The organism is Halobellus sp. H-GB7 (genome assembly GCF_030848585.1).
GTDB lineage: Archaea > Halobacteriota > Halobacteria > Halobacteriales > Haloferacaceae > Haloquadratum > Haloquadratum inordinatus.
On the sequence record NZ_JAVDDW010000007.1, the window covers coordinates 87,709 to 104,728 of the forward strand.

General features: G+C 65.6%; 20 protein-coding genes. 10 read left to right on the plus strand and 10 right to left on the minus strand.

Translation table 11 applies throughout. The annotated features are described in order from the left end of the window. Positions 1 to 10: 10 nt before the first annotated feature. Together RBH22_RS12485 and RBH22_RS12490 are read left to right on the plus strand one after the other, a co-directional pair. Positions 11 to 1,003: an NAD(P)H-binding protein gene (locus RBH22_RS12485; protein ID WP_306677661.1), complete on the plus strand. Its 993-nt coding sequence runs from the start codon at positions 11 to 13 to the stop codon at positions 1,001 to 1,003. Next, positions 1,003 to 1,743 carry a hypothetical protein gene (locus RBH22_RS12490; protein WP_256288630.1) on the plus strand — a complete coding sequence of 247 codons (741 nt, stop codon included), beginning with the start codon at positions 1,003 to 1,005 and terminating at the stop codon, positions 1,741 to 1,743. The genes RBH22_RS12485 and RBH22_RS12490 overlap by 1 nt, the downstream gene beginning before the upstream one ends. 64 nt (positions 1,744 to 1,807) lie before the next feature. Here RBH22_RS12490 and RBH22_RS12495 read toward each other — a convergent pair whose 3' ends face one another. After that, complete coding sequence (locus RBH22_RS12495; protein WP_306677707.1) at positions 1,808 to 1,975, minus strand: DUF5786 family protein; 168 nt, start codon at positions 1,973 to 1,975, stop codon at positions 1,808 to 1,810. 143 nt (positions 1,976 to 2,118) lie between these two features. Here RBH22_RS12495 and RBH22_RS12500 point away from each other — a divergent pair, with 143 nt between their 5' ends. Beyond that, the gene (locus RBH22_RS12500; RefSeq protein ID WP_256288632.1) at positions 2,119 to 3,108 is read left to right on the plus strand and encodes a DUF5784 family protein; all 990 of its coding nucleotides are present in this window, start codon (positions 2,119 to 2,121) and stop codon (positions 3,106 to 3,108) included. Between the two features lie 89 nt (positions 3,109 to 3,197). Here RBH22_RS12500 and RBH22_RS12505 read toward each other — a convergent pair whose 3' ends face one another. Next, positions 3,198 to 3,482, minus strand: coding sequence for a DUF2795 domain-containing protein (locus RBH22_RS12505; protein WP_121568678.1), 285 nt, complete (start codon positions 3,480 to 3,482; stop codon positions 3,198 to 3,200). A 186-nt stretch (positions 3,483 to 3,668) separates the two neighbouring features. On the opposite strand from RBH22_RS12505, the gene RBH22_RS12510 reads away from it, so the two are divergent. Both RBH22_RS12510 and RBH22_RS12515 read left to right on the plus strand, forming a co-directional pair. Then, entirely contained in the window at positions 3,669 to 4,505 is an 837-nt protein-coding gene (locus RBH22_RS12510) for a PHP domain-containing protein (RefSeq protein WP_306677662.1), read from the plus strand. A gap of 65 nt (positions 4,506 to 4,570) precedes the next feature. Next, on the plus strand, positions 4,571 to 4,735 hold the full coding sequence (locus tag RBH22_RS12515; protein ID WP_175454563.1) for a DUF6757 family protein: 165 nt from the start codon (positions 4,571 to 4,573) through the stop codon (positions 4,733 to 4,735). 295 nt (positions 4,736 to 5,030) lie between these two features. Here the strand turns inward: RBH22_RS12515 and thsA are convergent, their stop codons facing one another. Beyond that, positions 5,031 to 6,680 (minus strand): thermosome subunit alpha, encoded by a 1,650-nt coding sequence (gene thsA / locus RBH22_RS12520; RefSeq protein WP_306677708.1) that lies wholly within the window; start codon positions 6,678 to 6,680, stop codon positions 5,031 to 5,033. A gap of 204 nt (positions 6,681 to 6,884) precedes the next feature. Between thsA and RBH22_RS12525 the strand changes: the two genes are divergently transcribed. Further along, positions 6,885 to 7,658: a DICT sensory domain-containing protein gene (locus tag RBH22_RS12525; protein WP_256288634.1), complete on the plus strand. Its 774-nt coding sequence runs from the start codon at positions 6,885 to 6,887 to the stop codon at positions 7,656 to 7,658. A gap of 143 nt (positions 7,659 to 7,801) precedes the next feature. Here RBH22_RS12525 and RBH22_RS12530 read toward each other — a convergent pair whose 3' ends face one another. The 3 genes from RBH22_RS12530 to eif1A all read right to left on the minus strand — a co-directional run bounded on the left by RBH22_RS12530 (position 7,802) and on the right by eif1A (position 9,822). Further along, complete coding sequence (locus tag RBH22_RS12530; protein WP_121568674.1) at positions 7,802 to 8,344, minus strand: KH domain-containing protein; 543 nt, start codon at positions 8,342 to 8,344, stop codon at positions 7,802 to 7,804. 158 nt (positions 8,345 to 8,502) lie between these two features. Beyond that, entirely contained in the window at positions 8,503 to 9,411 is a 909-nt protein-coding gene (gene rio1, locus RBH22_RS12535) for a serine/threonine-protein kinase Rio1 (RefSeq protein WP_256546053.1), read from the minus strand. 120 nt (positions 9,412 to 9,531) lie between these two features. Continuing rightward, positions 9,532 to 9,822 carry a translation initiation factor eIF-1A gene (gene eif1A, locus RBH22_RS12540; RefSeq protein ID WP_049985645.1) on the minus strand — a complete coding sequence of 97 codons (291 nt, stop codon included), beginning with the start codon at positions 9,820 to 9,822 and terminating at the stop codon, positions 9,532 to 9,534. A gap of 187 nt (positions 9,823 to 10,009) precedes the next feature. Here eif1A and RBH22_RS12545 point away from each other — a divergent pair, with 187 nt between their 5' ends. Further along, positions 10,010 to 11,317: an amidohydrolase gene (locus tag RBH22_RS12545; RefSeq protein ID WP_256546052.1), complete on the plus strand. Its 1,308-nt coding sequence runs from the start codon at positions 10,010 to 10,012 to the stop codon at positions 11,315 to 11,317. On the opposite strand, the gene RBH22_RS12550 is transcribed toward RBH22_RS12545, so the two are convergent. Beyond that, positions 11,318 to 11,653 (minus strand): winged helix-turn-helix domain-containing protein, encoded by a 336-nt coding sequence (locus tag RBH22_RS12550; RefSeq protein WP_256288637.1) that lies wholly within the window; start codon positions 11,651 to 11,653, stop codon positions 11,318 to 11,320. Between the two features lie 248 nt (positions 11,654 to 11,901). Between RBH22_RS12550 and RBH22_RS12555 the strand changes: the two genes are divergently transcribed. Then, positions 11,902 to 13,185, plus strand: a complete 1,284-nt coding sequence (locus RBH22_RS12555) for an adenosylhomocysteinase (RefSeq protein ID WP_256288638.1) — start codon at positions 11,902 to 11,904, stop codon at positions 13,183 to 13,185. Positions 13,186 to 13,224: 39 nt separating this feature from the next. Here the strand turns inward: RBH22_RS12555 and RBH22_RS12560 are convergent, their stop codons facing one another. Beyond that, on the minus strand, positions 13,225 to 13,650 hold the full coding sequence (locus RBH22_RS12560) for a GtrA family protein (RefSeq protein ID WP_256288639.1): 426 nt from the start codon (positions 13,648 to 13,650) through the stop codon (positions 13,225 to 13,227). Between the two features lies 1 nt (position 13,651). Beyond that, complete coding sequence (locus RBH22_RS12565) at positions 13,652 to 15,139, minus strand: sulfatase (protein WP_306677663.1); 1,488 nt, start codon at positions 15,137 to 15,139, stop codon at positions 13,652 to 13,654. Positions 15,140 to 15,348: 209 nt separating this feature from the next. On the opposite strand from RBH22_RS12565, the gene hjc reads away from it, so the two are divergent. Beyond that, positions 15,349 to 15,822: a Holliday junction resolvase Hjc gene (gene hjc, locus RBH22_RS12570; RefSeq protein ID WP_256546050.1), complete on the plus strand. Its 474-nt coding sequence runs from the start codon at positions 15,349 to 15,351 to the stop codon at positions 15,820 to 15,822. Positions 15,823 to 15,849: 27 nt separating this feature from the next. Here the strand turns inward: hjc and RBH22_RS12575 are convergent, their stop codons facing one another. Further along, positions 15,850 to 16,656, minus strand: a complete 807-nt coding sequence (locus tag RBH22_RS12575; RefSeq protein ID WP_256546049.1) for an SWIM zinc finger family protein — start codon at positions 16,654 to 16,656, stop codon at positions 15,850 to 15,852. 139 nt (positions 16,657 to 16,795) lie between these two features. Between RBH22_RS12575 and RBH22_RS12580 the strand changes: the two genes are divergently transcribed. Further along, positions 16,796 to 16,990, plus strand: coding sequence for a hypothetical protein (locus tag RBH22_RS12580; RefSeq protein WP_121568666.1), 195 nt, complete (start codon positions 16,796 to 16,798; stop codon positions 16,988 to 16,990). The last annotated feature ends 30 nt before the right edge of the window (positions 16,991 to 17,020 follow it).

A 17,020-nucleotide genomic window follows, 5' to 3' on the forward strand; every position in this document is an offset into this window, starting at 1 on the left:
ATTCATCGGTATGAGAGTTCTCGTAACGGGTGCGACCGGGTTCGTCGGTGGCCGTCTCGTTCCCGCCCTTCTCGACGCCGGTCACGACGTGACGGTGCTCGTTCGGGACGCATCGCGGTACGACGCGCCGCCGGAGGTCCGGGTCGTCGAGGGCGACCTCCTCGAGCCCGGAAGCTTCGAGTCGGCGCTCGACGTCGACGCCGCCTACTACCTCGTCCACTCGATGCGCTCGGGCGCCGACTTCGAGGAACGCGACCGGCGGGCCGCGCGGAGTTTCGCCGACGCCGCCTCCGAACACGGCGTCGAGCGCGTCGTCTACCTCGGCGGCCTCGGCGAGGAACGGGACCGACTCTCCGAGCACCTCCGCTCGCGGCGGGAAGTCGAGAACATCCTCGGCGAGGGCGAGTACGCGCTCACGACGCTGCGGGCCGCGATCCTGATCGGCGCGGGCTCTGCGAGTTTCGATATGATCAAACAGTTGGCCTCGCGCCTCCCGGTGATGGTGACGCCGCGCTGGGTCGAGACGAAGTGTCAACCAATATTCGTCGACGACGCCATCGCGTACCTCGTGGGCGTTCTCGACGTGCCCGAGACAGCGGATGAAACCTACGAGATCGGCGGCCCGGACGTGTTGACCTACCGGGAGATCCTGATCCGGGTCGGCCGTCAGCGCGGGCGCGCCCCCACGATCGTTCCGGTGCCGATCCTCTCCCCGAAACTCTCTTCGCTGTGGATCGGACTGGTCACGGACGTTCCGGCACCGGTCGCCCGTCCTCTGATCGAGGGGCTGAAGAACCCCGTCGTCGTGCGCGATCACCGGATCGAGTCGCTCGTCGACGTCGATCTGACACCGTTCGACGAAGCCATCAGGAAAGCGCTTCAGGCCGAAGCGACGACCCGTGAGGGACGTGGCGGCGCGACGGTCGCCGGAGACGAGGGCGAAACGCCGACGGCCGACGGCGGGACCGTCTCCGAACCGACCGTTCGGCCGCTCGATCGGTGATGGCCCGGCCGAATCCGCGCTACGAGAGCGGCGTCGAGCGGTACGGCGACACCTGGGTCTACGAGAGCATCGTCGGTGCCGTCCCCGGGATCGACCTCTCGGACCTGCAAGCCATCGCGATCCAGTTGGCGATCTTTCAGACCGGCGTGCTCGTCCTCGCGTGGTACTACGACCTCTGGACGGCCGTCCTGCCGGGAACGGTCGCCGTCGCCGTCGCCGCGGTCGGCAGCGGCGTGATGCGGCAGTTTGGGCGACGGACGCGCCGCCTCGACCTCCCGGAACCGTATCGTCGTCTGCTGTTCGGGTCGAGCATCGAGGTCGTACTCGGGATTCTCGCGTTCGTCGCACTCGTGACGCATCTGTTCGTTTTCGACCCGCGGACCGCCGATCCGACGCTCTTCGAGTGGCTGTTCGGTCCCGACCCGCCGATCCCGGTCGTGTATCTCACGCTCTTGATCCTCTGGGACCTCTGTTACCGCATCGGCACCTCGTGGTGGGCCGCCGTCGTCGCGCTGTGGCGCTCGTGGCGCTACTCGTTCGACGCCGAGACGGCGCACCGACTCCGTCGTCTCGACGCGCTCAACGTCGTCTTCGGCCTGACGCAACTCGCGATGGTCCCGTTCGTCCTCGATAGGCCGGTGTTGCTACTGGCCGTCGGCGGCCACATCGTCGCAGTCACCGTCGTCTCTCTAGCGGCGATGGCGACGCTTCGCGTGACGGCCGCTCCGCTCGAAGGGTAAGGTCAGCTCCTCTCGGCAGAACGGAGGAGTGGCGTCGGCGACGCTCACCCCGCGTCGCCCGGCCTCACTCGCCCTGCAACTGTTTGAACTGGTCGAGGAGCGCTTCTGTCGAGTCGCCGGAGTCGTACTCTACGGACCCTTGATACACTGTCCGGTCGTCGGAGAAATCCGTATCGACTGCACCGTTCTTCCGCTCACGACGCTCGTGTTCGTCGTCGTCGTATGCGCCCATCGACATGGTACATCATACCGTGAGAGTGTCACCCACATATATGTATCGCCGTCTGGGGGTTTCTCCTCGTGGTTTCGACGCCGTGACAACTCTCGGCCGCTCCGAGGCGACAGTATAAACCGATTGAACCGCTACTGTACAGTGTGGCACGCCCACTACGCTTTCGACACGCCCCCAGCCGCTGGACGGAGGGCCGGGTGGTCGGACAAATTTATCGCGATCTAGACCGGAATCTCGGTGCGACCCGTCGCAGTCCGTGGTTCAAACAGCCCGCCCGATATTCGGGCGAGCGATTCGAGATGGACAACGGCGACATCGCGCTGTTTCTGTGGAACGACGACGAGGCCTACTGGCTCGGGAATACCGAGACGCCGGAGGCGCTCTGGCGCACGGAGAAGTACAGTTTCGAGGCGATCCCCGACGACGTCTCACGGTGGGCCACGCGAGAGCTCACCGCACAACTGCACGAGGAGAGCCCGTGGCTCGAACCGTACCCGCACCTCTCGTGGTTCTTCCTGCCGGTCTTCCTCTCGAAAGACGGCCGCGAGACGACCCGCGAGTTCTTCGACGAACACGCCGCTGGCTTCCCCGACGTCACTCGTGAGGAGGCCCTCGAATTCTACGAGTCGTTCCTCCGTACGCGCGTCTTAGACGACTGGCGGGAGGTGATGGCCGGCAAACTCGGCACCTCCGAGTACCTCGATCTCACGCGGATGACGGCCGCGATGGGGGAGTTCAACGCTGGTCACCTCCTCGTCGACGACGGCTACGACATCGAACCGGAGATCGAAGTGTCGACGGGGCACGCTATCGACTACCGGGCCGAAAGCGACGACGAGTCCGTCCTCGTCGAAGTGACGCGGCCGACGCCGACGGGACAGCGTCGCGCGGGCACGCCGATCGCGGCCGTCCGCGACACGGCAGCGACGAAGTCCGATGGGCAACTGGAAAAACACGGCGGCGGCGTCGTCCTCTTCGTCGACTGCTCGTCGTTCCCCGACGACGAGTGGCAGTCGATACTCGCCGAGCGGCCGGACGTGCACCACCGGCCGGCCGTGGTCTTCCGACTCAGGCCGTCCGGTCGCGTCGAAGGCTACACGAAGGGGAACGTCCCGCTCGACGTGCCTGTGTGAACCGCCTCGGGGCTTGACCCCGAGGCATTCGGCCTGCTCAGCCTGTAGAATACCTCGAAAAAAGTCGTCTGTCGCGCTACGTCTCTATCTCAGAAGGACACCTGTTGAGGACCTTCCTCGCCCGTCGCGTAGGCGTCTCGATCGCTGTAGTACCGGCGACCGATGGCCTCGTGACCGAGGCCACAGAGGAGCGCCGAGTGGGCGTCGTCGGCGCTGGTGTAGGTCTCAGAGCCCGCACGAGCGAGTACGTCTCCGAGGCGCGCGGTCCCGTTGGGGAGTTCGATAGTCTGGTCGCCGTACGCCTCGATGAGGTCCTCGGTCGTGGCCGGGAACTCGTGACCGCCGATGAGATCGCCGGTGCGGTTCAAGCGCATTACACTCTACTCTGAGTGCTGGGTATTCTTAATGGTTTTCTATGATGGAATATGAGGTCTCTAAATTCCTTAATCATCTTTAACCGTGGTTGGCTCTCACGGGGACTCTTGTCACGGATAGTCTTATCGCGGGTACATTTCACACGGGGCGCAAGGGCTTTGAAACGGCACCGCCGACTCTCCGACGTGACACGGGAACGCGACGACGCGACCTCGGCAGCCGACATTTCACCGGCGGCGGACCTCCACGTTCACACCACTGCGTCCGATGGGACGCTAACGGTCCCCGAGCTCCCAGCGGTCGCCCGCGACGGCGGCGTCGACGTCGTCGCCGTGACGGACCACGACCGGATCCACCCGGAACTGGACGCACCAGTGACGACGCACGACGGCGTCACCATCGTTCGCGGGATCGAACTCCGCGTCGACGCCGGCGACCAGCGGCTCGACCTCCTGGGGTACGGCGTCGAAGCAACCGAGTCGATCCTGTCGGTGACCAGACGCATCCAGGAGAACCGGAAGCGCCGCGGCGCGGAGATCGTCGCGCGCGCCGAGGAGCGTCTCGGCGTCGACCTCGACGTGGAACTGCGCGATGGCATCGGACGACCGAACATCGCCCGCGCGATCGACGAGAGCGACGCTCCCTACGACTACGACGGCGCGTTCGAACACCTGATCGGCAACGACGGTCCCTGCTACGTCGAGCGATACGTTCCCTCCTTCTCGGCGGGAGTCGACGCCCTGCGGGACTCCTGTGCGGTCGTCGGACTCGCACACCCGTTCCGCTATCCCGACCCCGAGAGTGCCTTAGCGCGCGCCCGCGAACTCGACGCCGTCGAGCGCTACTACCCCTACAGCGACTCTAGCGCCGACCGCGAAGACGGTGCGCTCGTCGACGAAATCGCCCAGGACGCAGCGCTCCTTCGACTTGGGGGCTCGGACGCCCACGACCGGACGCTGGGCGTGACCGGACCGCCACGGTCGGCCTTCGAGCCGTTCGCCGCCCGTCTGTCGGGCGTCTGACGCCGTTCTCGGTGTAGATAGCCGGGAGCATAGAGTTAAACCCCGAGCGGCACCAAAGAGGGTGTATGAAGTGCCACTACTGCGACCGGGACGCCGCGTACGCCGCGGAGAAGGACGGAATCAAGGTCGGGCTCTGTGAGCGGCACTTCCGGACGCAGGTCGAAGCGTTAGCCGACTCCGAAGAACTGGCCGCCATCCGCGAACAGATCGACATCGACCGGACCGAGTGAGGACCGACGCGGTCCGTCACGCCCTCCGGATCTCTATTCGCTGCCCGCACTCCGGACACTCCTCGTCGACGATCGTCACCTGCGCGTCGCACACTGGACACGCCGCTCTGTAGCAGGCCGGATCGCCCATCGGCCGATCATTCACGCCCGACCGACAAAGCCTTTCTGCGCCGCTATCGCAGCGTCGCTCGTCGTATCGCGGTCGCAATAAAAGAAGTCAGTGCCTGCGGACGTTCGGCGCGCGGTTCGGGCAGAGGGTCGTGGGTGTGGTGTAGGCGTTTTCCTGAGAGGACGCTTACATTGCGCCGCCCATACCGCCCATGCCGCCCATACCGCCCATGCCGCCGGCGCCGCCGGGTGCGCCGCCTTCGTCGCCGCCGTCGTCGCTGCCGCCGCCCTTGAGGTCGCCAGCGGCGATGACGTCGTCGATGCGGAGGATCATCACGGCCGCCTCGGTGGCGGACTCGATGGCCTGCGTCTTGACGCGGAGGGGTTCGACGACGCCGTCGTCCTCCATGTTGACGATGTCACCGGTGTAGGCGTCGAGACCGGCAGCGAAGTCGCCGTCGGAGTGCTCCTTGCGGAGGTTGACGAGCGACTCGATGGGGTCGAGGCCGGCGTTCTCAGCGAGGGTGCGCGGGATGACGTCCAGCGCTTCGGTGAAGGCCTCGATCGCGAGCTGCTCGCGGCCGCCGACGGAGCTGGCGAACTCGCCGAGCTCCATCGAGAGTTCGGTCTCGGAGGCGCCGCCGCCGGGCAGGACCTGGCCGTCTTCGAGCGTCGTCTTCACGACGCCGAGGGAGTCCTCGATGGCGCGCTCGAGTTCGTCGACGACGTGCTCGGTGCCGCCGCGGAGGATGAGCGTGACGGACTTGGCGTCCTCGACGTCCTCGACGAAGATGCGCTCGTCGCCGCCGATGTCCTTCTGGGCGACGGAGCCGGCGAAGCCGAGGTCGTCGGCTTCGATGTCGTCGAGCGAACCGACGACGTTGCCGCCGGTCGCGCGGGCCAGCCGCTTCAGGTCGGAGGACTTCGCGCGGCGGACCGCGAGGATGCCCTCCTTCGCGAGGTAGTGCTGGGCCATATCGTCGATGCCGTCGCCGACGAAGACCACGTCAGCGCCGACGTCGACGAGCTGATCGACCATCTCTTTCAGCTGTTCTTCTTCCTGGTCGAGGAACTGCTGAAGCTGGTCGGGGTCGGTGACGTTGACTTCGGCGTCGATCTCGGTCTCGCGAACTTCGAGGGCACCGTCGAACAGCGCGACGTCGGCGTCCTCGACGCCGTACGGCATGTTCTCGTGGACGCGCTCTTTGTCCACGATGACGCCCTCGACGAGCTCGGAGTTGTCGATCGAGCCGCCGACGACCTTCTCGACGGAGACGTTGTCCGTGTCGATGCTCTCCTCGTCGGCGACCGCGACCACGGCGTCGACGACGAGTTCGGCCAGCAGGTCCTTCGAGGATTCGGCGCCCTTGCCGGTCATCGCCGTCTCGGCGATCTTGACGAGGGTGTCGCGGTCCTCCTCGGAGACCTCGATGGCGTTCTCCTCGAGGATCTCCTTGGCCTTCTCTGCGGCCTGGCGGTACCCCTGTGCGATGGTGGTGGCGTGGACGTCCTGCTCGATGAGCTCCTCGGCCTGATCGAGGAGTTCACCAGCGACGACGACAGCCGTCGTGGTCCCGTCGCCGACCTCGTCTTCCTGGGTCTCGGAGACCTCGACGATCATATTCGCCGCGGGGTGGTCGATGTCCATCTCCTTGAGGATCGTTACGCCGTCGTTCGTGACGACGACAGACCCGCCGGAGTCGACGAGCATCTTGTCCATCCCTTTCGGACCCAGCGTGGTCCGGACGGACTCGGCGACCGCCTTCCCTGCCGAGATGTTCATCGACTGCGCGTCCTTCCCCTGTGTGCGCTGGGAGTCTTCGCCCAGGATGATCATGGGCTGACCCTGCTGCATTCGCTGAGACATAATCAACCGTTGATTGTTTGTGATTCTATAAAAAAGTAACGCTACCGGCTCCAGAAACCCCGACTGCGGACGACGAAAGCCGTGGTAAAGGTTGACATAATGGTGTTTTTATATTCTCACTTCGGTCACGCCTATGCAAAGCCCTATTATCCGAACTCGCCTTACGAACGTTCGATGACGCTCCGGGAGTTCATCGACGAATTTGCGGACGGCGGCCACACCGCGTCCCTCTCTATAGTCAACAGCGACCAGCCGCCGATGGTCGCACAAATGCTGGAGTCGCTCTTCGATGAGCAGCCCGTTTCCGTTTCGGAGGTCAGCCGCGTTCTGTCCGATTCGAACGTCGTCCAGTTGCGCCGCGACGGCAGCGTCGTCGCCGAGTCGGCGTTCAGCGACGTTCGCGACTCGATTCTCGCGGTCAACTCGGACATCTACATCACGGGTACGCGTCCGCTCTCGGAAGTCGAGACTCCCGAAGTCGTCCGCAACCTGGAAGGCACCCGCTTCCGCGTCCGCGGCTACCCGGCCGGCACGAAAGGCAAACTGCTCCTCATCGAAATCTCCCGGTACATCGAGGCGATGGCGCTGCAGCACGGGGTGGGCGAACTTCACACTGGCTTTCAGCGACTCTCGCGGATCACCGACGAGCGGGGCACCGCACGTGCGTACGAACAGCTATCGCAGACCGATCTCGACCTGCACGTCTACGGAATCGGCGATCCGCGTCCGTTCGATACGTGGTCTGTGGCCGTCCACAACGACGACGTCCCGGAGATCCGAAACGGCTGGTTCGTCGTCTTCGCACCGCCTCCGGATAGCGACGCCGAGGGTGCTGCCCTCGTCGCAATCACCGAAGACGACGAGGTGTGGGACGGCGTCTGGGTACTCGACGCCGACGCCGCGCGGCAAGTCGCGTCGTATCTCTGCGACGAACACGGCGCGGCGTAGCACCGACCTTCCGAGCGGCTATCCCTTTGATACCACGACGTATACTGCGGCTTGCCGTTCCGCCGTCGCAGACGCGGCCGCGTCGCTGGAATCGAATAGCCTGATAGTCGAAAAACGAGCGCCTCGCCGATCCAGAGACCGACTCAGCCCGACTGTCGGACGTCGAAGCCCTGCGTCAGTTCGTTGTGTTTCCGTTCGAGGAACGAGTAGACCGCACCGTGGGGAGCCCCGTCGAGGATCATCCCGACGGCCCGGCGGACGGCGTCGACTTCTTCGGGCTGACCGATGACGCCCAGGGTCGTACCCTTGATGACGACTTCGGCACCGGTGAGTTCCTCCATCAGTTCCCGAGTCCGGCCGTTCTCGCCGATGAGGCGGCCTTTCTGTCGCTGGAGGTCGTTCTTGTTTCGCGTGTGCGATTCGAGGTCGACGAGTTCGAACGTCCGGAGCTCGTCGTCGAGGATCGACAGCGCCGCCTCGGGCGTGAATCCGCGCCCGATCGCCCGAACCACGTCGGGGGCGAGCATTCCGCTCACGGGATCGCCGACGTCGTCGATGGCGACCGCCCCGCTCTCGGAGTCGATGTCGAGACGTACTTCGGCCCGGCGTTCGATCTCGCGCATCGTCTCACCACCCTCGCCGATGAGGACGCCGATGCGGTCCTGCGGGACCTTTACGTGTTTCATACACCCCGCTACCCGGCGGAACGGTTTAAGAGTTTGTTCGAGAATGTACCGCGGTCACATGCCCTGTAGTAGCGTTTGCACCTGATTGCACAGCCGATCGCACGGCTGCGTGCGAGTCGGTGCGTGAAGACTTGCAAACGCTACTGTAGCAACCCCATTCAGGAGCCAGCGTCGTCCGGGTCCTCGGGTGTCCCGGACGGCTCCGGCTCGACTTCGGTGACGAAGTCGTAGAGGTCCGTCCCGCTCACCTCGATGCCCTGTCGACTGAAGAACGCGGCCACGTTGCGGCAGTCCCGGCGGAGGAACTCGTCGGCGTTCGGGTGATGGATCGTCACCGCCTGTCCGAGGTCGATCACGACGAGTTCGCCGTCGTGGATGATCATATTGTACTCCGAGAGGTCGCCGTGGACGAGCCCCGCCGAGTAGAGCCGCCGCATATACTCGCGCACGACCTCGTAGGCCGTCTCGGGGTTCTCCACGTCGACTTCGGCCAGTCGCCGGGCGCGGTCTTCGACGAGCCCGACGAGCTCCATCACGAGGACGTTGCGTTCGACGGCGATCGGTTCGGGGACGCGAACGCCTGCTTCTCGCGCCCGTTTGAGATTCGCGAACTCCTTGCGGGTCCACGCGAGCACGATCTGCTTTTTATCGTTGCCGAGCCCCTCGAACCGGGGATCTCCCTCCAGGTACTCGCGCATCTGCCGGAAGTTCGAGGCGTTGATGCGGTAGATCTTGACGGCGACGTCGCGCTCCTCGCCGTCTTTACTCCCGAGCGCTTCGTAGACGTTCGCCTCCTTGCCGGTCGAGATCGGTCCGCCGAAGGCGTCGACGTAGCCGTCCTGGACGAGCTTGTAGATCGCCGCGAACGTGGCGTCGTCGAAGACCGACTGCTCGACTTTGAACTGATCGGCGTCCTTCAGGCGCTTGCGGAACTCGTCGAACTCGCGGTCCCGACGCCGGGCGATCCGATCGGCCTCGGTGTCGGTGACGTCGATCTCTTCCCACTCGTCGCCCACACCCTCGGCCTCCTCGGGCTCCAGAAATCCGTACTCGTCTGGATCACTCATTGGTGTGGGTTGGGAGCTCGGTCTGAATCGCTGTACGAAAAGACGGTGTCGGCGTCGATCCCGGCCACGGACTCCACTCCGTCGAGAACGCCCCGCGTCGGGTCCACGCCGACACTCGGATCACTGGATGTGTCCTTCCTCGCGGAGCTGGTCGGCCTCGGACTTCTCGTAGCGCCAGGTGATGTCCCCTTTCTCGTCCTGCCAGTCCCACGGTTCGACGAGGACGACGTCGTCCTCGCGGATCCAGATGCGCTTTTGCATCCGGCCGGGGATTCGTGCGGTGCGCTCGACGCCGTCGGCACACCGGACTTTCACGCGGTTCGCCCCGAGCATATTCGTGACGACGGCGAACACCTCGTCGTCGTCGGGCATTCGGAGGTCACGTCGCCCCCCGTTCTCGTCGTCGCTCATACGCGGGCGTTCGTCGCGCCCCGGTTTAAGTTCTGCGAGAGGCGTCGTAACCGACGCTCCAGAACGATTTCGTCTATGCGCTCCTGGCCAGCCGTGTCCCCGAACGGTCTCAGGCGACGGCTGGCCAGCCGTTTCCGAACGAAACCCAGACGACAGTGTCATACGCGCGCCGTCGGTACCGGCGTGTATGGATTCCGATACGCTTCTCGTCGCCGGCGGCCGGGTGCTCCGCCCCGACGGCGACGTCGTGGACGCAGACGTGCTGATCGACCGCACGGCCGGCCGGATCGAGGCCGTCGGCTCGGAGCTGGCGACCGAACACGACGCCGACGAGACGCTCGACGCCTCGGGCGGACTCGTGATGCCCGGGTTAGTCAACGCACACACCCACGTCGCGATGACGCTTCTCCGGGGCTACGCCGACGACAAGCCGCTCGACGCGTGGCTCCGCGAGGACATCTGGCCCGCAGAGGCAGCGCTCACTGCCGAGGACGTCCGCGCCGGCACCGAACTCGGCCTCGTCGAGATGATTCGCTCGGGGACGACGACGTTCGCGGATATGTACTTCCACGTCCCCGAGATCGTCGAGGCCGTCGACGAGGCGGGAATGCGCGCCCGCGTCGGTCACGGCGTCGTTACCGTCGGAAAGGACGAGGCGGAGGCCCGCGCGGACGTTCAGGAGAGCCTCGACGTCGCTCGCGAGTACGACGGCGCCGCCGACGGTCGGATCCGAACGGCCGTGATGCCGCACTCGCTGACGACCGTCGACGAGGATCTCCTACGGGAGGCCGTCACCGACGCGCACGACGCCGGCATCCCGATCCACACACACGCCAACGAGACTCGGGACGAAGTCGAGCCGATCGTCGCCGAGCGCGACGAGCGTCCCCTCGCGTACGCCGACGACGTCGGCCTCCTCTCGGAGTCGGACTTCCTCGCGCACGGCGTCCACGTCGACGAGAGCGAGATCGACTTGCTGGCCGAGCGCGGCACGGCGGTCGTCCACTGCCCGGCGTCGAATATGAAACTCGCCTCCGGGATTGCACCGGTGCAGAAACTGCTCGATGCGGGCGTGACGGTCGGTCTCGGCACCGACGGCGCCGCCTCGAACAACGACCTCGACCTCTTCGACGAACTCCGCGACGCCGCGATGATCGGCAAACTCGGGGCCGACGATGCCTCGGCCGTCCCCGCGGAAGCGGCCGTACAGATGGCGACGCAGGGCGGCGCCGAGGCGCTTTCGCTCCCTGGTGGCCGCGTGGAGGCCGGCGCCGCCGCGGATCTCGCGATTATCGACCTCGACGCGCCGCACCTCGCGCCCGCGCACGATCTCGTGAGCCATCTGGCGTACGCCGTCCGCGGATCAGACGTCCGCCATACGGTCTGTGACGGACAGATTCTAATGCAGGATCGCGAACTCACGACCCTCGACGAAAAGCAGGTCGTCGAGACGGCGCGACGACGCGCGGTCGACCTCGTCGCGCGCGCGGAGTGATCACTCGGAGACGACGTCGACGCCGTCGTCCGTGACCGAGACGGTCAGCGATTCGATCGACCGCTCGTAGACGCTCGCGTGCCGCCCGTTCTCGACGTCTACGCGGACGGTCTCTTCCAGTAACCCCGCGTCGACGAGTTTGCTGGTCTCCCGATACACCGTCGACAGCGGTACGCCGGACCGATCGCTGAGTTCGCAGGCCGTGGCTGGCCGCCCTGCCGCTCGGAGGAGCGCGACGCCGGTATCGCTCGCCAAAAGCGTGAGCGCCTTCGACCGCGGTAGCGTGGTTTCAGCGCCGCCCTCGCCACGACGCTGCTCACCATCAGGTGCAGACATCTACAACGACTATTGTGGGCCACGAGTCTTGAAAGATTCTGCCGCGCGCTGTCGAATCGACTGCTGATATCGTAGCATTTGCAAGTCTTCACGCACCCGAGCAGACGCTGTCGTGCGCTCGGGTGCGCAATCAGTTGCAAATGCGACTGTAGGTCCGGTTTTGGCCGGCGTTCGTCGTGGCCGACCGCTTCCACGCAACAAAATAGGGGTTCGGTAGCGTTTTGCCGCACCTGACCGAACGCCGGGGTATGAGTACGTACCCGCCTATCGGAGAGCAACTCGACGACTTCGAGTCCGCTCGCGAAGAGGGCCGTCGGAAGATGGACTGGGCGCTCCAGCATATGCCCATCCTCCGGGAGCTGCGCGAGCAGTTCCGAGAGTCGAAACCGCTCGCCGGGCAGACGATCGGGATGGCGATGCACGTCGAGGCCAAAACCGCGAACCTCGTCGAACTCCTCGCGCTCGGCGGCGCCGAGGTCGCCATCACCGGCTGTAATCCCCTCTCGACGCACGACGACGTGAGCGCGGCGCTCGACGCCAACGACGACATCACCTCCTACGCCAAGCGCGGCGTCGGCGAGGACGACTATTACGCCGCCATCGAGTCGGTCGTCGACCACGAGCCGACGATCACCGTCGACGACGGGATGGATATGGTCTACGCCATCCACGAGGACTACCCCGAACTCATCGACACGATCGTCGGCGGGGCCGAGGAGACGACGACCGGCGTCCACCGACTGCGCGCGATGGACGACGACGGCGAACTCCGCTATCCGGTCTTCGCCGTCAACGACACGCCGATGAAGCGCCTCTTCGACAACGTCCACGGCACCGGCGAGTCCTCGCTCGCGACGATCGCGATGACGACGAACCTCTCCTACGCCGGCAAGAACGTCGTCGTCGCCGGCTACGGCTACTGCGGAAAGGGCGTCGCGAAGAAGGCCGCCGGCCAGAACGCGAACGTCATCGTCACCGAGGTCGAACCGCGCCGCGCGCTGGAAGCGCATATGGAAGGCTACGACGTGATGCCGATGAACGAGGCCGCCGAGATCGGCGACGTGTTCGTCACGACGACCGGCAACCGCGACGTCATCACTCGCGAAGACTTCGAGGTGATGGACGACGGCGTCCTGCTCGCGAACGCCGGCCACTTCGACGTCGAGATCGACCTCGACGCGCTCTCGGACCTCGCGGTCGACGAGTACGAGGCTCGCGACGGCGTCCGCGCCTACGAGATGGCCGACGGCCGCCGTCTCAACGTCATCGCCGAGGGCCGTCTGGTCAACCTCGCCTCTCCGATCGCGCTCGGCCATCCCGTGGAGGTGATGGACCAGTCGTTCGGTATTCAGGCGGTCTGTGTCCGCGAACTCGTCGAACACGGCGAGGAGTACGACGCCGGCGTCCACGACGTCCCCGACGACCTCGACCGGGAGGTCGCAGAGATCAAACTCGACGCCGAGGGCGTCGACATCGACTCGCTGACGGAGACGCAGGCGGAGTATATGGATAGCTGGAGTCACGGCACATAGCCGTCTCGCCGACCGCGCGGGCTGCCCCGCACTCGATTGCTACTGACCCCACGTCCACTTCGCGTCGAGAACGTAGCGATAGATCCCGCTCATCAGGATCGCGGCGCCGTTCGCGACCAGATACGGGATGGCTCGCCACTCGACGAGCAGATACAGCACCGCGAGTTGGATCGGAATCGCCGTCCCGCGGACGACGTTCGTCTTGAGGAGTCCGAACAGATACTCCGCAGTCCCGGTGTTCTGGGTCGCCTGAAACGTCCAGGCGTTGTTGAGGACGTACGAGAGCACGATCGTGATCTCGATCGCGATCACCGCGCCGACGAGGTAGTACAGGCCGACAGTGTCGACGAACAGCCACAGCAGCAGCATCTGAATCCCGGCGGTGACGGCTCCGACGATGACGAATCGCCGGAGCTGCAGCGCGAGCGGACCGCTATGGAGATTGCGTAAGAAGCTCCGGATCATCTTATCGGTAGCCGAGCGCCTCCAATCGGGCTTCTAGGTTTTCGTCGACCGCGTCGGTCTCTTCGCCGGTTGCGTTCGCCTCGCCCTCGCGGAGCAGTTCGACGTGGGCGTCGACGAGCGGTCGGAAGCGGTCGACGACGCGCCGTGCCTGGCTCCCGTCGACAGCGTCGTCGTCACCCGCGTCGTCGTCCCCCGCGTCGCCATCGGTGCCGGCCGCGAGGTCCGTCTGCTGATCGGGATCGTTGGGGCGGTAGTACAGCTCGTGGGTGTCCGCGTCGACGTTTCGGATGTAGGTCCACTCCCGGTCGCGGACGCTCACCAGCAGATCACCGTCCGCGAGCGATCGCGGGATCGGCTGGGCCGTCACCTCCTCGTCGCGAACGGTGACCGAGACGACCGGCTCGTCTGCCGGCGGGTCGCCGTCGAGTACAGACGAGGTGAGTGACGTGCCGCTCCAGCTGTCGGGGGCGTCGACGCCCAACAACTCCGTCACGGTCGGCGGGATGGCGTCGAGACCGACCTGACGGTCGATCCGTCGCCCCGCTGCGCCCGGCACGTCGACGATGAGCGGGACGTTGATCAATTCGTCGTACAGCTTCGGGTAGTGCGCGAGGTGGCCGTGTTCCTGGAACTCCTCGCCGTGGTCGCCCGCGACGATGATCGCCGTCTCGTCGTCGAGACCGTTCGCGGCGAGTTCGTCCAGCAGTCGCCCGACGCTGGCGTCGACCTGCCGCGCGGCCGCCTGATAGAGCGTCCGCAGTTCGGCGAGGGTTCGTTCCCCGACCTCCCAGCCGAGGCCGGTCCGCGTGTGTGCGTGTAGCATTCGATGGGTGCCGAGCAGGCCCGAGGAGACCTCTCGGATGTACCGCGGCGCCGGGACGTACGGCGTGTGGGTGTCCATATAGTGGATCCAGAGGAAGAACGGCTCGGAGGCGTCTTCGAGAAAGTCGCTCGCGGCGTGTTCGACGTCGAACATCCGCGAGGTGTCGAGGAAGGGTCGGTCGTCGACGTTGCCGGCGAGTCGCGATTTGATCCGTCTGATCGGTGAGGCGGCGAACTGGAGCCACGCTTCGACCGTCGGATGTGTGGCGAGATACCGACTGTAGAGGCTGGACCCGACGCTCGCGACGAACGGCTCGAACTCGTCGAATCCGTCGTCGTAGCCCCAAAACGACGTGAGAAAGCCGTTGGCGGCGTTGAAGCCGCCGGTCGCGACACCCGAATCAGACAGCGCCCGTGCGAGCGTCGGCACGTCTTCGACGCCGATATCGCCTGAATCGGCGAACACCGGACGAGACGCCAGAATCGACGGAAAGGAGAACGGCGTCCAGTTCCCGGTCGCGAAAGCCCGCTCGAAGACCGTGCCGTGTTCGGCGAGGCCGTCGATCACCGGCGTGTGTCGGCTCGAATCGTACGTCCCGAGAGCGTCCGCTCGGAGCGAATCGACGGTGACGAGTACGACGTTCGAGACCGAAGTGTCTGCGTCCATATGTGAGTCGGTGATGGTACTCCGACGGCTCGATCGCCCGCCGACGGATACGCGTATTAGTGGATTGATGGTATGTTAAACATATATACCCGCGGATTTCTCGCGGCGGTGCTCGAAGGAGTCGCCCGTATCTCGGACGTTCCCGACGAATCCGCAGCGGGGCGGTCCGGTGTCGTCCGGTTTAAGGCCCTCTCTCCCCGAGTGAGCGTATGTCTTCGAACCGGAAGGGCGACCGCCGCGAACGCGAACTCGTCAACCGTCTCGACGAGGCCGGCTTCGCGGTGATGCGCGCCCCCGCCTCGGGATCGGCGACCGACCGGGAACTCCCGGACGTACTCGCCGGCGACGGCGACGTCTTCTACGCCATCGAGGCCAAATCCAGTTCCGGCCGTCCGATCTACCTCTCAGGCGAGGAGGTCGAAGCCCTCATCTACTTCGCCCAAAACTTCGGTGCGAAAGCGCGGATCGGCGTTCGATTCGACCGCGAATCGTGGTACTTCTTCCACCCCGGTGATCTCCACGTGACCGACGGCGGTAACTACCGCGTCAAGAAAGAGACCGCGCTCGCAGAGGGCGAATCGTTCGAGTCGTTCGTCGGCGGTCCGGCGCAGGCGCGGCTGACAGACGTCGAGGAATCGACAGCGGACGCGACGGCGGACGGCGGCGACAGCGACGACGCCTGAGAGCGCGATAAGCGCCCTAGCGACGCTTCACGCCCGCTGTGTCTCGGCTCCAGTCGTCCCCGACGTTCGCCCGGAGTACGGACCTGCGTCCGCTTCTCCCGACTTACCACCCTCCTCGTCGCCTGCCCGGAGTTCGACGCGCGTGAGTCGCGAGGCCGGAAACAGGTACCGTCGGCTGTCTCTGAGTGCGTCGACCCACGTTCCGAAGTCGTCGACGGCGTCGCCCGCCGGCAGCGACTCGACGTACACGACCGCGAACACCGGTTCGTGGTCGCCGTACGCCGCGTTCGTCTCGTACTCTGAGACGAGGCGCCCCTCGCCGGTTCGGACTTCGTCGGCGCGGTCGCCGATCCGGTCGACGACGACGAGCAGTGCGCCAGTCTCGCGGTCGCGGACGAGGTCGCCGGGGTCGTGGTCGTGGCGGTCACACAGCGCGGGGCCGTCCTGGTCGACCGGCGCGAACGTCAGGCCGCCGCAGACGGCACAGACGCGCTCGCGTTCGTCGGGGGCCGGAACGAGGCCCGACTCGATTTCGATTGCGACGCGCCGGATGTGCTTGCAGCGCGCCCCGCGGATGGCGCTGTCCGGGCACGTGCAGGTCTCGCGTTCGGCGTCGACGACGTACGTCCCGCCCTCGCTCTCGACGACGTAGCGGCCGTCACGGAGGGGCCGCACGGTCATCGGCTCGGCGCGGGCGCGGTAGGCGCGTCCCTCGTACCCTTCCGCGGGAAAGGTTCGCTGTCGACGGACGCGGGGCTGTCGGAGGTGGGGACGTCCGGCCCTCGTGTCCGCTGGAGGGGCTTCTGACGCGGGTGTGTTTCGTGTGTGCGTCATCTCTGATACTCCCGAGAGATCTGTTCTCTCGCTAGTTACACGTACGCTCCGGACGAACCTAAACCCTCGTTTCAAGTGGAGCTCACCGCCGGAAAACCGCATCGAAGCCCTTTTAGAATGGCCACCGGAAGGCGGACGTATGGATATCGATGCGGAGATGCGCCGGAAGATCGTCGTCTCTATCGTCTCTGTCGGCGCTTTCTTCGCCCTCTTCGTCGGGATCGGCGTCACGTACGGCCCCGACCTCGGCGACACGGGCGGACTCGCTCTCGTCGGCGCGATCGCGCTGTTCGTCCTCGTGATGGCCGGCGTCGGCGTGTATCTGCAGGACTGATACTGTCGGACAGCAGTTCGTGAATCATGT

Excerpts from the sequence above, each read along its gene's own strand:
- RBH22_RS12515 (WP_175454563.1), top strand. The coding sequence starts at position 4,571 with ATGAAGTGCCACTACTGCGACCGGGACGCCGCGTACGCCGCGGAGAAG.
- RBH22_RS12530 (WP_121568674.1), bottom strand. The coding sequence starts at position 8,344 with ATGAAACACGTAAAGGTCCCGCAGGACCGCATCGGCGTCCTCATCGGC.
- RBH22_RS12545 (WP_256546052.1), top strand. The coding sequence starts at position 10,010 with ATGGATTCCGATACGCTTCTCGTCGCCGGCGGCCGGGTGCTCCGCCCC.
- RBH22_RS12505 (WP_121568678.1), bottom strand. The coding sequence starts at position 3,482 with ATGCGCTTGAACCGCACCGGCGATCTCATCGGCGGTCACGAGTTCCCG.
- rio1 (WP_256546053.1), bottom strand. The coding sequence starts at position 9,411 with ATGAGTGATCCAGACGAGTACGGATTTCTGGAGCCCGAGGAGGCCGAG.
- thsA (WP_306677708.1), bottom strand. The coding sequence starts at position 6,680 with ATGATCATCCTGGGCGAAGACTCCCAGCGCACACAGGGGAAGGACGCG.
- hjc (WP_256546050.1), top strand. The coding sequence starts at position 15,349 with ATGTCTTCGAACCGGAAGGGCGACCGCCGCGAACGCGAACTCGTCAAC.
- RBH22_RS12525 (WP_256288634.1), top strand. The coding sequence starts at position 6,885 with ATGACGCTCCGGGAGTTCATCGACGAATTTGCGGACGGCGGCCACACC.
- RBH22_RS12575 (WP_256546049.1), bottom strand. The coding sequence starts at position 16,656 with ATGACGCACACACGAAACACACCCGCGTCAGAAGCCCCTCCAGCGGAC.
- RBH22_RS12560 (WP_256288639.1), bottom strand. The coding sequence starts at position 13,650 with ATGATCCGGAGCTTCTTACGCAATCTCCATAGCGGTCCGCTCGCGCTG.
- RBH22_RS12580 (WP_121568666.1), top strand. The coding sequence starts at position 16,796 with ATGGATATCGATGCGGAGATGCGCCGGAAGATCGTCGTCTCTATCGTC.
- RBH22_RS12555 (WP_256288638.1), top strand. The coding sequence starts at position 11,902 with ATGAGTACGTACCCGCCTATCGGAGAGCAACTCGACGACTTCGAGTCC.
- RBH22_RS12565 (WP_306677663.1), bottom strand. The coding sequence starts at position 15,139 with ATGGACGCAGACACTTCGGTCTCGAACGTCGTACTCGTCACCGTCGAT.
- RBH22_RS12495 (WP_306677707.1), bottom strand. The coding sequence starts at position 1,975 with ATGGGCGCATACGACGACGACGAACACGAGCGTCGTGAGCGGAAGAAC.
- RBH22_RS12550 (WP_256288637.1), bottom strand. The coding sequence starts at position 11,653 with ATGTCTGCACCTGATGGTGAGCAGCGTCGTGGCGAGGGCGGCGCTGAA.
- eif1A (WP_049985645.1), bottom strand. The coding sequence starts at position 9,822 with ATGAGCGACGACGAGAACGGGGGGCGACGTGACCTCCGAATGCCCGAC.
- RBH22_RS12485 (WP_306677661.1), top strand. The coding sequence starts at position 11 with ATGAGAGTTCTCGTAACGGGTGCGACCGGGTTCGTCGGTGGCCGTCTC.
- RBH22_RS12490 (WP_256288630.1), top strand. The coding sequence starts at position 1,003 with ATGGCCCGGCCGAATCCGCGCTACGAGAGCGGCGTCGAGCGGTACGGC.